The sequence below is a fragment of the Tenacibaculum piscium genome (assembly GCF_021390715.1).
GTDB lineage: Bacteria > Bacteroidota > Bacteroidia > Flavobacteriales > Flavobacteriaceae > Polaribacter > Polaribacter piscius.
The window spans coordinates 93366-106191 of sequence record NZ_JAJGWT010000003.1 but is presented as its reverse complement, the minus strand read 5'-3'; the positions used below and the strand labels follow the sequence as shown (position 1 = coordinate 106191).

The window sequence follows — 12826 nt, the reverse complement described above, 5'->3', positions numbered from 1 at the left end:
ATGAATTTTATAAATACATTAAAAGACATTTGGAAGATAGAAGAGTTGAAGGAGAAATTACTTTTAACTTTAGGTTTAATTGCTGTTTACCGCTTTATGTCGGCAGTTCCATTACCTGGAATTGATCCTACACAGTTATCAGCATTACAAGACAGTACTTCTAGTGGACTTTTGGGTTTATTAAACGCATTTACAGGTGGGGCATTTGCTAGAGCGTCAGTAATGGCTCTTGGTATAATGCCTTATATTTCTGCTTCTATTGTAGTTCAGTTAATGGGTATCGCGGTACCATATTTGCAAAAATTACAAAAAGACGGAGAAAGTGGACGTAAGAAAATTACACAAATAACAAGATGGTTAACAATTGCTATTACATTGTTTCAAGCACCAACCTATATTGGTATTATTCAAAACCAAATGGGTTTAGGACCTGAAGCTTTCTTAGTAACAGGAGTTACATTTTGGGTATCATCAATTATTCTTTTAACTGCAGGAACAGTTTTTGCTATGTGGTTAGGAGAGCGTATTACAGACAAAGGAGTTGGTAATGGTATTTCATTATTAATTACAGTAGGTATTATTGCAAATTTTCCAGCAGCTTTTATTCAGGAATTAGTTTCTAAACAAACAGCAGGAGCAGGAGGTATTATGATGATTCTAATCGAATTAATAGTTTGGTTTGTAGTGATTTTGTTAACCGTATTATTAGTTACCGCAGTACGTAAAGTTGCCGTTCAATACGCACGTCGTACAGCAGTTACCGATATTAAAGATGTTGATGGTGCACGCCAATACATTCCTTTAAAATTGAATGCATCTGGTGTAATGCCAATTATTTTTGCACAAGCTATTATGTTTTTACCAGTAGCTTTAGGTCAAAAATTTCCAGCATTAAATAGTTTAACCGATAACTTCGGATTGTGGTATAACGTTATATTTGCTATCTTGATTGTTGTTTTTAGTTATTTTTATACGGCGATTACAATCCCTACAAATAAAATGGCTGAAGACTTAAAAAGAAGTAATGGTTTCGTTCCTGGGTATAAACCAGGCGAAGAAACAGCAAATTATTTAGATGCCGTGTTATCTAAGATAACATTTCCAGGATCTTTATTTTTAGCAGCTTTATCTATCTTACCTGCAATTATTGTAAAGTTTGGGGTAACTCAAAACTGGGCAATGTTCTTCGGAGGAACTTCTCTAATCATTATGGTTGGAGTGGCAATAGATACCATACAGCAAATTAACTCGTATTTATTAAACAGTCGTTATGATGGTTTAATGAAAACAGGTAACAGTAACAGAAAATCATTAAAATAATATGGCTAAACAACCAGCAATTCAACAAGACGGAACGATTACAGAAGCATTATCAAATGCAATGTTTCGTGTAGAATTAGAAAACGGACATATTGTTACGGCTCACATTTCAGGGAAAATGCGTATGCATTATATTAAGCTTTTACCTGGAGATAAGGTGAAGTTAGAAATGAGTCCGTATGATTTATCAAAGGCAAGAATTACTTACAGATATTAAAAACACAGACTGATGAAAGTAAGAGCATCATTAAAGAAAAGAAGTGCCGAGTGCAAGATTGTACGACGAAAAGGCAGATTATACGTAATAAATAAAAAGAATCCTAGATTTAAACAAAGACAAGGGTAATGGCAAGAATAGCAGGTATTGATATTCCAAAGAATAAAAGAGGTGTTATCGCTTTAACTTACATCTTTGGTATAGGGAACAGCAGAGCTAAAGAACTTTTAGCAGCAGCAAAAATAGATGAGAGTATCAAAGTTCAAGATTGGAGCGATGATCAAATTGCAGCAATTCGTGAGCAAGTAGGGAATTTTACTATTGAAGGTGAGTTACGTTCAGAGGTTCAATTAAGCATCAAACGTTTAATGGATATCGGATGTCAAAGAGGTATTCGTCATAGACTTGGCTTACCTTTAAGAGGTCAAAGAACAAAGAATAACTCTCGTACTAGAAAAGGTAAGAGAAAAACTGTAGCTAACAAGAAAAAATAAGTTAGATAAGTAATAAAGATCTAATAATAGTTGTAAAACTATAAAGTTAGAAAACTAAATTACTAAAACTATAAAATCATGGCAAAGTCTAAAGTAGCAAAAAAACGTAAAGTTGTAATAGAATCAGTTGGTGAAGCTCACGTAACTGCATCTTTCAACAATATTATTATTTCTTTAACAAATAAAAAAGGTGACGTTATTTCTTGGTCATCTGCAGGTAAAATGGGTTTTAGAGGTTCTAAAAAGAACACTCCATACGCAGCTCAATTAGCCGCAGAAGATTGTGCTAACGTAGCAAAAGAAGCAGGTTTACGTAAAGTAAAAGTGTATGTTAAAGGACCTGGTAACGGTAGAGAATCTGCAATCAGATCTATCCATAATGCTGGAATCGAAGTAACTGAAATTATTGATGTTACCCCTATTCCTCATAACGGATGTCGTCCTCCAAAAAGAAGAAGAGTATAAGTTGATTTTATCAACTTATATTTTTTTAGCGTAACATAGAAGTACGCAAAATAAAATATTTTAACTAAAGTAGGAATCCGATTATCGAAGGAGTACGCCTTAATTCATAATCCCTGCTAAAATAACAAGAAATGGCAAGATATACAGGACCAAAAACTAAAATTGCTCGTAAATTTGGCGAAGCAATTTTTGGAGAAGATAAAAGCTTCGAAAAAAGAAACTACCCTCCAGGACAACACGGAAACGCTAGAAGAAGAGGTAAGAAATCAGAATATGCAACTCAATTAATGGAGAAGCAAAAAGCGAAATACATGTATGGTATTTTAGAACGTCAATTCCGTAATTTATTCAAGAGCGCACAAGCTGCTGGAGGAGTTACAGGTGAGGTTTTATTACAATTATGTGAGTCTCGTTTAGATAACGTAGTGTTTCGTTTAGGAATTGCGAACTCTCGTAGTGGAGCTCGTCAATTAGTTTCTCACCGTCATATTACTGTAAATGGATCAATCGTAAATATTCCATCATACAACTTACAGCCAGGAGATGTTGTAGCTGTAAGAGAGAAGTCTAAATCATTATTAGCTATCGAAAATGCATTAGCATCGAATAGTAATGTTTACGAATGGTTAAGCTGGAATTCTGATTTGAAATCTGGAAGCTTTATCAAAGCTCCTGAGAGATTACAAATTCCTGAAAATATCAAGGAACAATTAATCGTAGAATTATATTCTAAATAATAAATTATTTATATTGTTATTTAGCCAAAGGGTTTATCTGTATTTCTTCAAACTAATAAACCGCGCAACTAAATAACAATTAAAACGAAGATACATGGCAATTTTAAATTTTCAAAAGCCCGATAAAGTAATAATGATTGAATCTACTGAGTTTAAAGGTAGATTTGAATTCAGACCTCTTGAACCAGGTTTTGGATTAACCGTTGGTAATGCTTTAAGAAGAGTCCTTTTATCTTCTTTAGAAGGATTTGCTATTACATCATTACGTGTTGATGGGGTTGATCATGAATTTTCAACAATTCAAGGAGTTGTAGAAGATGTTACAGAAATCATCTTAAACTTAAAACAAGTTCGTTTTAAGAAACAAATTGAAGAAACTGATAGAGAAACTGTATCAGTTGCAGTTTCGGGTCAAGAGCAATTTACTGCAGGAGATTTACAGAAATTTACGTCAGGTTTTCAAGTATTAAATCCAGATTTAGTATTATTTAACCTTGATAAATCAGTAAGCTTTAACGCTGAAATCACTATCGAAAAAGGTAGAGGTTTTGTGCCAGCAGAAGAAAATAAAAGAGCAGGTGCACCCTTAGGAACAATTTTTACAGACTCTATTTACACTCCTATAAAGAATGTGAAATATGCTGTTGAGAATTTTCGTGTAGAACAAAAGACCGATTATGAAAAATTAGTTTTCGATATCGATACCGATGGTTCTATCAATCCTAAAGATGCCTTAACAGAAGGAGCTAAAATTTTAATTCACCACTTTATGTTATTCTCTGATGAGCGTATCACTTTAGAGGCTGATGAAATTGCTCAAACTGAAACATATGATGAGGAATCATTACATATGCGTCAGTTATTAAAGACGAAATTAGTAGATATGGATTTATCTGTTCGTGCTTTAAACTGTTTAAAAGCGGCTGAAGTAGATACTTTAGGAGACTTAGTATCATTCAACAAAAGCGATTTAATGAAATTTAGAAACTTTGGTAAAAAATCATTAACTGAATTAGATGAGTTAGTGGCGAATAAAAACCTTAATTTCGGAATGGATTTAAGCAAATACAAATTAGATAGAGATTAACCTTTCATATTTTGCTCCCCAAAAAGGGTTGTAGCAAGATGAAAGATAAAAACCAAAGTCATGAGACACGGAAAGAAATTTAATCATTTAGGAAGACAAACAGCGCACAGAAAAGCAATGTTAGCTAATATGGGATGTTCTTTAATCGAACACAAACGTATTAACACAACAGTAGCTAAAGCAAAAGCTTTTCGTACGTTTATTGAGCCTATCATTACAAAATCTAAAACAGATACTACTCATAATCGTCGTACAGTATTTAGCTATTTACGTAGCAAAGAAGCTGTAACCGAATTATTTAAAGAAGTTTCTGTAAAAGTAGCAGATAGACCAGGAGGATATGTACGTATCATCAAGTTAGGAAACCGTCAGGGAGATAATGCTCCTATGGCAATGGTAGAATTAGTTGATTATAACGAATTATACAACCCTAAAGGAAATAAAGCGAAAAAGAACACCCGTCGTAGCCGTCGTGGTGGAGCTAAAACTGCTGATGCAGCTGTTGAAACTCAAACTTCACAAGAAGAAGAATAAAAATGAAAATTTTTATAATTTATATCAAAGGGATAAACATTTAATGTTTATCCCTTTTTTTTTATTTATTTTTGCAAACAAAATATTACACAACACATACTAAATGAAATATCAACAACGTAAAAAAGCACTAGTTTTGTTAGCAGACGGAACTATTTTCTATGGAAAATCTATTGGAATAGAAGGTACTTCAACTGGAGAAATTTGTTTTAATACTGGTATGACTGGTTATCAAGAAATATTTACAGATCCCTCTTATTTCGGTCAGCTTATGGTAGCTACAAATGCCCATATCGGAAATTACGGAGTCAATAATGACGAAGTAGAATCTGAAGGAATTAAAATTGCAGGATTAATTTGTCGTAACTTTAGTTTTACGCATTCACGTCAGGATTCTGATGGAAATTTATTTGACTGGTTTAAAAAACATAACATCGTTGCTATTTCTGATGTAGACACCAGAGCTTTAGTTGCCTATATTAGAGATAATGGCGCAATGAATGCCATTATTTCTACCGATGTAAACAATATTGAATCCTTAAAAAAACAGCTAGCCGATACCCCAAACATGGAAGGTTTAGAGTTAGCATCAAAAGTATCAACCAAAGAAGCTTACTTTGTTGGAGATGAAAATGCACCACTTAAAATAGCAGCTTTAGATATTGGAATCAAAAAGAATATTTTAAGAAACTTAGTCAAAAGAGGTGCTTACATAAAAGTATATCCTTATAATGCTACTTTTGAAGAAATGAGTAGTTTTAATCCTGATGGCTATTTTATCTCAAACGGTCCTGGAGATCCTGAACCTTTAGTAGATGCTCAAAATACCGCTAAAGAAATTATCAAAAGAAATTTACCATTATTTGGTATCTGTTTAGGACACCAAGTTATCGCCCTAGCAAACGGAATTGCTACTTATAAAATGCACAACGGACACAGAGGAATTAATCATCCTGTGAAAAATTTATTGACAGGAAAAGGAGAAATCACCTCTCAAAATCATGGTTTTGCTATCAACAGAAAAGAAACTGAAGCGCACGATGATGTCGAAATTACACACGTACATTTAAATGATCACACGGTTGCTGGTATTAGAATGAAATCTAAAAATGTGTTTTCAGTACAATATCATCCAGAGGCAAGTCCTGGACCACACGATGCAGAATATTTATTTGATGAGTTTATTGAAAACATCAAAAAAGCAAAAACCGAAGCATAATCATTTTAGCAATTAGTTGTAATAATTAATTAATTAAAAATGAGTTTCAATTTATAAATTAGAAATTGTAAAAATAGCATTCCTGTGAAATTATTCACAGGAAGCTATATTAAAAATAAATAACTATGAGTATTATAATCAACATTCACGCACGTCAAATTTTTGATTCAAGAGGAAATCCAACGGTAGAAGTAGATGTTACCACTGAAAACGGTGTTATCGGAAGAGCCGCAGTTCCTTCTGGAGCTTCTACTGGAGAACACGAAGCTGTTGAATTACGTGATGGCGGAAAAGATTATATGGGTAAAGGTGTGTTAAATGCAGTAAAAAATGTAAACACATTAATTGCTCAAGAATTATTAGGTGTTTCTGTTTTTGAACAAAATATGATTGACCAAATGATGATTGATTTAGATGGAACATCTAACAAATCTAAATTAGGTGCAAATGCTATTTTAGGAGTTTCTTTAGCTGCCGCAAAAGCTGCTGCCAATGAATTAGGATTGCCTTTATACAGATATATAGGCGGTGTTTCAGCAAATACATTACCAGTTCCGATGATGAATATTATCAACGGAGGTTCGCATTCTGATGCACCAATTGCATTTCAAGAATTTATGATTATGCCCGTAAAAGCTGAAAACTTTACGCAAGCAATGCAAATTGGTTCTGAAATTTTTCATCATCTTAAAAAAGTATTACACGATAGAAATTTATCAACAGCTGTTGGTGATGAAGGTGGTTTTGCACCAACTTTAGACGGTACCGAAGATGCTATTGAAACTATTGCTTTAGCTACTAAAAATGCAGGATATAAATTCGGAGAAGAAGTAATGATCGCCTTAGATTGTGCTGCTGCTGAATTTTTTGTAGATGGAAAATATGATTATACCAAGTTCGAAGGAACAAAAGGAAAAATCAGAACAAGTAAAGAACAAGCCGATTATTTAGCCGAATTAGCTCAAAAATATCCAATTATTTCTATCGAAGATGGAATGGATGAAAATGACTGGGAAGGTTGGAAATATTTAACAGAAATTTCAGGTGATAAAGTGCAATTAGTTGGTGATGATTTATTTGTTACCAATGTCGAGCGTTTATCAAAAGGAATTGAAAACGGAATCGCAAATTCAATTTTAATTAAAGTAAATCAAATCGGAACCTTAACAGAAACAATTTCTGCCGTAAATATGGCACACAATGCAGGATATACTTCTGTAATGAGTCATCGTTCTGGTGAAACTGAAGATAATACCATTGCTGATTTAGCAGTTGCTTTAAATTGTGGACAGATTAAAACAGGTTCCGCTTCTCGTTCTGATAGAATGGCAAAATATAACCAATTATTACGTATCGAAGAAGAATTAGCAGATACTGCTTATTTTCCTCAAAATAAAGCATTTAAAATTAAATAATTGTTTTTTAAGTGTTTTAAGTATGTATACTTACAATACTTTTTTTATAAAAAATAATAATAAAAACTCATACTTCGGTATGAGTTTTTTTTGATTTAAAATTATAAATTTATCTGAAATTATACAAATAATCATCAAAATATAATGATACTAAAGGTTATTATAATTGTAAATAATCGAAAATAATCATAAAAAAAAATAATATAGAAATACGAAAAATCTATAAATACCTATTTTAAAAATACTTTAAAAATGGTATATTCGCAACTCACTTCAACTTTAAAAAAAAAAGATAAAAATGGCAGATATAGCAAAACTACAAATTGGTGATAATACGTATGAATTTCCGTTAGTTAAAGGAACAGAAAATGAAACTGCCATTGATATTAAAACATTAAGAGCAGCTTCTGAAGGTATTATTACAATCGATCCAGGGTATAAAAATACAGGCTCTTGTAAAAGTGCTATTACATTTTTAAATGGTGAAGAAGGTGTTTTAAGATACAGAGGGTATTCAATAGAAGAATTAGCCGAAAAAGCAGATTTCCTAGAAGTCGCTTTCTTATTAATTTTTGGAGAATTACCAACAGCTGTCGAATTAGAAAAATTTAAACAAGATATTTGTTCGCAATCAATTGTGGATGAAGATATCAGAAAAATTGTTGATGCGTTTCCTAAAACAGCGCATCCAATGGGTGTTATTTCATCATTAACATCTGCATTAACTGCCTTTAATCCTTCTTCGGTAAATGTAGATTCTGAAGAAGAAATGTACAATGCAATTGTTAAAATTTTAGGGAAGTTTCCAGTATTAGTTGCCTGGACAATGCGTAAAAAACAAGGACTTCCGTTAGATTATGGAGATTGTAGTTTAGGATATGTAGAGAATACCTATAAAATGATGTTTAAACAACCTAATAAAGATTATGTACGTAATGATGTGGTTGTTAGTGCATTAAATAAATTATTAATCTTACATGCTGACCATGAACAAAACTGTTCGACCTCTACGGTAAGAATTGTAGGTTCTTCGCATGCAGGTTTATTTGCATCACTTTCAGCAGGAATTTCTGCACTTTGGGGCCCTTTACACGGTGGAGCAAATCAAGCAGTATTAGAAATGCTAGAAGCTATTAAAGCCGATGGTGGAGATACTAAAAAATATATGGCAAAAGCCAAAGATAAAAACGATCCGTTCCGTTTAATGGGATTCGGACACCGTGTTTATAAAAACTTCGATCCAAGAGCAAAAATTATTAAAGTTGCCGCAGAAGAAGTTTTAAATGATTTAGGAATTGAAGATCCTATCTTAGATATCGCAAAAGGATTGGCTAAAGAAGCATTAAGCGACCCGTATTTTGTTGATAGAAAATTATATCCAAACGTAGATTTTTATTCAGGAATAATTTATCGCGCAATGGGCGTGCCTGTTGAAATGTTTACCGTAATGTTTGCCTTAGGTCGTTTACCAGGTTGGATTGCTCAATGGAAAGAAATGCGTTTAGGAAAAGAACCAATCGGACGTCCGCGTCAAGTATATATTGGAGAAAATCTTAGACCTTTCAAAGAAGTAAGCGAAAGATAATCTGAAAAAATAATATTAAAAGTGTCATTAAAAAACATCATTAAAAATGATGTATTAATGACACTTTTTTAGGTGAAATAGTACTCTTTAAACTATCAAAAATAAAAAGTACAAGAACATTAAATACAAGAACACAAAGAAAATGAATACCATAAAAATTATAAAAAATAGATCAGATATTGGAGCAGGAACACGTGGTGCCGATATGGGAATTGATGCCATCGAAATTGCAGCAATTAATCAAGATAATGATTTCTTTAATAAATACGATTTTGAAGATGTAATTACCGAAAATGAATCTGTTTATAATAAAAAAAATAATTCCTTCGGAAAACAAATAAACAGTGTTTTCAATCAATGTAAAAGAGTTAGTAATCATGTAAAAGTAAATTTACAAGAAGGTCATTTTCCAATCGTTTTATCAGGAGATCACTCATCAGCATTAGGAACTATTAGTGGTGTTAAAGCGGCAAATCCAACAAAAAGAGTGGGTGTTATTTGGATTGATGCACACGGTGATTTACATACACCATACACTTCTCCATCAGGAAATATTCACGGAATGCCTTTAGGTGCTGTAATTTCTGATGATAATTTAGACTGTCAAATAAATGAAGTAGATAGAGAAACTGCCGATTTATGGGATAGAATGAAAAATATCGGAACACCAGGACAGAAAGCTTTGCCTGAAGATATCGTGTTTTTTGGCGTTCGAGATACCGAAGAACCTGAAGAAAAACAAATGGAAAAATATGGCATCAAAAATTATATGGTTGCCGAGGTTCGTTATAGAGGTTTAGAAGTTTGTGTAAACGAAGCTTTAGAGAAATTATCAGATTGTGATATCCTTTATATTTCTTTTGATGTTGATGCAATGGATTGCGATATGATTTCTTACGGAACAGGAACTCCTGTTGCAAAAGGGTTTGATGACAAAGAAATTGTTCAAATTATCAACGGATTATTAGCCAGTAAAAAAGTAGCTTGTGTTGAATTTGTTGAGGTAAATCCTTTATTAGATTTAAAAGGAAATAAAATGGCTGAAACTGCTTTTGATGTACTTCAACAAGTAGCAAAAACCATCGAGAAATTATAGAAAATTTATAGAAAAATTAGTTATTTAATTTTTTGAAATTATTTAAAAAAAGCATCAAACTTTATTGTTTGATGCTTTTTGTTTTTTAAAATTATATTAAATAATTTGATGGGCGAACACATAGGTTCTCCCCTACGAAATTTATCGATGTAGGGGCAGACCTATGTGTCTGCCCAAATTTGATGAAATTATAATCTAGAATAGTTTTTTTATCAAAAATAATAACAATACATTTGCCTTGTAAACTTTAGGAGTAGCTATTAAATTAGTTTGAGAAACATCCTTAGAACCTGATTTGGTTAAGACCAACGTAGGAAAAAGTTATGTTCGATAATACATCGAAATACTACCATTTTGGTTTACAGTAATATTTTATAAATATGATTACTATAAAAGTAAACCAAAAAGACCATCAAATTTTAGAAAACCTAACGCTACAAGAGTTCGTTGAATACTTAAATATTCCAACGAATGGAATTGCTATTGCTATAAATAGTAGTGTGGTTAAAAAAACTGATTGGTCTTTAAAGTTACTTCAACATAATGATGATATTTTAATTATAAAATCGACCCAAGGAGGATAAAAACTCAGGTTAATTTTTATTTAAAAAATTAAAAGAAAAACTAAATTATCAAATGAAGAACAAAGACACTGCTCCAAAACAAGATGGAATTACTAGAAGTCCATTTCCTAATTCACAGAAAATTTATGTAAACGGAACAATTCACCCGCAAATTAAAGTAGCAATGCGTGAAATTTCGTTAAGTGATACGGTCGATTCTATGACCAAAAAGAAAACGCCAAACGAACCAGTAACTGTTTATGATACTTCAGGACCATATACAGACCCTAGTAAAGAAATTGACGTACACGCAGGAATTGAAAGAATCCGTGAACCTTGGATTAAAGAACGTGGTGATGTAGAACAATTAACGGAGTTTTCTTCAAAATACTGTAACGAACGTTTAAATGATTCAAGTTTAGATCATATGCGTTTTAAGTTATTAAAAAATCCTTTACGTGCTAAAAAAGGACAAAATGTAACACAATTACATTACGCTAAAAAAGGAATCATTACGCCAGAAATGGAATATATCGCTATTCGTGAAAATCAACGAATAGATGAAATGACCGAAATTAGAAAACAACATAAAGGAGAGCATTTTGGTGCTAATATTCCAGATAAAATTACACCAGAATTTGTAAGATCAGAAGTTGCAAGAGGTCGTGCAATTATTCCATCAAACATAAATCATCCAGAAGCAGAACCTATGATTTTAGGTAGAAACTTCTTAGTGAAAATAAATGCAAATATTGGTAATTCTGCCGTAACATCTTCTATTGAAGAAGAAGTAGAAAAAGCAGTTTGGGCTTGTCGTTGGGGAGCAGATAATATTATGGATTTATCTACAGGAGAAAATATTCACGAAACTCGTGAGTGGATTATCCGTAACTCACCAGTACCAGTAGGAACAGTGCCAATTTATCAAGCATTAGAAAAGGTAAACGGTGTTGCTGAAGATTTAACATGGGAAATTTTCCGTGATACTTTAATAGAACAAGCTGAACAAGGAGTAGATTATTTTACTATTCACGCAGGAGTTTTATTACGTTACGTACCAATGACTGCAAAACGTGTTACAGGAATCGTTTCTCGTGGAGGTTCAATTATGGCAAAATGGTGTTTAGCACATCATAAAGAAAGCTTTTTATATACACATTTCGAAGATATTTGTGAAATATTAAAACAGTACGATGTTGCCTTTTCTTTAGGTGATGGATTACGTCCAGGTTCGGTAGCTGATGCTAATGACGAAGCACAATTTGCTGAGTTAGAAACTTTAGGAGAGTTAACACAAATAGCTCGTAAACACGAAGTACAGTGTTTTATCGAAGGACCAGGACACGTGCCAATGCACATGATTAAAGAAAATATGGAGAAGCAAATTGAACTTTGCGACGAAGCTCCTTTTTATACTTTAGGACCTTTAACTACAGATATTGCACCAGGTTACGATCATATTACTTCAGGAATTGGAGCAGCTATGATTGGTTGGTACGGATGTGCAATGTTATGTTATGTAACTCCAAAAGAACATTTAGGATTACCAAATAAAGAAGATGTAAGAGTAGGAGTAATTACTTATAAATTAGCGGCTCATGCTGCCGATTTAGCTAAAGGACATCCAGGTTCTCAGCACAGAGATAATGCTTTAAGTATGGCTCGTTTTGAATTCCGTTGGGAAGATCAATTTAATTTAGGATTAGATCCTGAGCGTGCTCGTGAATATCATGATGAAACTTTGCCAGCAGCAGGTGCTAAAGTAGCACACTTTTGTTCTATGTGTGGTCCAAAATTCTGTTCAATGAAAATTTCACAAGAAGTTCGTGATTTTGCTGCCGTTAACGACATCGTAGACAATGAAGTAATCGCCAAAGGAATGGAAGAGAAATCAAAAGAATTTATAGAAAAAGGATCAGAAGTATATTTATAAAATAAAAGTAAGAAGAAGAGGAAGAAAAAAAGAAAAAGAAGAAGCAGAAGATGGAGGTTCCTACGCCTTGAAAAAAGGCGTAGTCGGGCTTTCCGTTATATCTTTTTTATTTTGAAAAAAAATAAAAAAGGATGCCACTGCAATCCCTAACCCAAAAAAAA

Annotated in this window: 14 protein-coding genes and 1 riboswitch; all 14 genes read left to right on the top strand. The window is 32.8% G+C overall.

The features are described from left to right. The 14 genes from secY to thiC all read left to right on the top strand — a co-directional run bounded on the left by secY (position 1) and on the right by thiC (position 12665). On the top strand, positions 1-1320 hold the full coding sequence (secY, locus tag L0U77_RS04155) for a preprotein translocase subunit SecY (RefSeq protein WP_101916649.1): 1320 nt from the start codon (positions 1-3) through the stop codon (positions 1318-1320). A gap of 1 nt (position 1321) precedes the next feature. Then, a complete protein-coding gene (gene infA / locus L0U77_RS04150; protein WP_024740627.1) occupies positions 1322-1537 on the top strand; it encodes a translation initiation factor IF-1 in 216 nt (71 codons plus the stop codon). Positions 1538-1549: 12 nt separating this feature from the next. Continuing rightward, on the top strand, positions 1550-1666 hold the full coding sequence (gene ykgO / locus L0U77_RS04145) for a type B 50S ribosomal protein L36 (RefSeq protein WP_073316873.1): 117 nt from the start codon (positions 1550-1552) through the stop codon (positions 1664-1666). Further along, on the top strand, positions 1666-2031 hold the full coding sequence (rpsM, locus tag L0U77_RS04140; RefSeq protein WP_101916648.1) for a 30S ribosomal protein S13: 366 nt from the start codon (positions 1666-1668) through the stop codon (positions 2029-2031). Before ykgO ends, rpsM begins: the two co-directional genes overlap by 1 nt. 78 nt (positions 2032-2109) lie before the next feature. Next, entirely contained in the window at positions 2110-2496 is a 387-nt protein-coding gene (rpsK, locus tag L0U77_RS04135) for a 30S ribosomal protein S11 (protein WP_135543538.1), read from the top strand. 131 nt (positions 2497-2627) lie between these two features. Further along, complete coding sequence (gene rpsD, locus L0U77_RS04130) at positions 2628-3233, top strand: 30S ribosomal protein S4 (RefSeq protein WP_101916646.1); 606 nt, start codon at positions 2628-2630, stop codon at positions 3231-3233. A gap of 94 nt (positions 3234-3327) precedes the next feature. Then, positions 3328-4320: a DNA-directed RNA polymerase subunit alpha gene (locus L0U77_RS04125; RefSeq protein WP_101916645.1), complete on the top strand. Its 993-nt coding sequence runs from the start codon at positions 3328-3330 to the stop codon at positions 4318-4320. Positions 4321-4380: 60 nt separating this feature from the next. Beyond that, positions 4381-4854, top strand: coding sequence for a 50S ribosomal protein L17 (rplQ, locus tag L0U77_RS04120; protein ID WP_101916644.1), 474 nt, complete (start codon positions 4381-4383; stop codon positions 4852-4854). Between the two features lie 103 nt (positions 4855-4957). After that, on the top strand, positions 4958-6073 hold the full coding sequence (carA, locus tag L0U77_RS04115; protein WP_233897399.1) for a glutamine-hydrolyzing carbamoyl-phosphate synthase small subunit: 1116 nt from the start codon (positions 4958-4960) through the stop codon (positions 6071-6073). Positions 6074-6198: 125 nt separating this feature from the next. Then, positions 6199-7488, top strand: a complete 1290-nt coding sequence (gene eno, locus L0U77_RS04110) for a phosphopyruvate hydratase (protein ID WP_101916642.1) — start codon at positions 6199-6201, stop codon at positions 7486-7488. Between the two features lie 298 nt (positions 7489-7786). After that, positions 7787-9073: a citrate synthase gene (locus L0U77_RS04105; RefSeq protein ID WP_233898758.1), complete on the top strand. Its 1287-nt coding sequence runs from the start codon at positions 7787-7789 to the stop codon at positions 9071-9073. Positions 9074-9215: 142 nt separating this feature from the next. Beyond that, positions 9216-10169: an arginase gene (locus L0U77_RS04100; RefSeq protein WP_193699746.1), complete on the top strand. Its 954-nt coding sequence runs from the start codon at positions 9216-9218 to the stop codon at positions 10167-10169. A gap of 239 nt (positions 10170-10408) precedes the next feature. Then, a riboswitch (TPP riboswitch) is annotated at positions 10409-10503 on the top strand. A 46-nt stretch (positions 10504-10549) separates the two neighbouring features. Further along, complete coding sequence (gene thiS, locus L0U77_RS04095) at positions 10550-10753, top strand: sulfur carrier protein ThiS (RefSeq protein WP_233861384.1); 204 nt, start codon at positions 10550-10552, stop codon at positions 10751-10753. A 52-nt stretch (positions 10754-10805) separates the two neighbouring features. Beyond that, entirely contained in the window at positions 10806-12665 is a 1860-nt protein-coding gene (gene thiC / locus L0U77_RS04090) for a phosphomethylpyrimidine synthase ThiC (protein ID WP_233900784.1), read from the top strand. Positions 12666-12826: the final 161 nt, after the last annotated feature.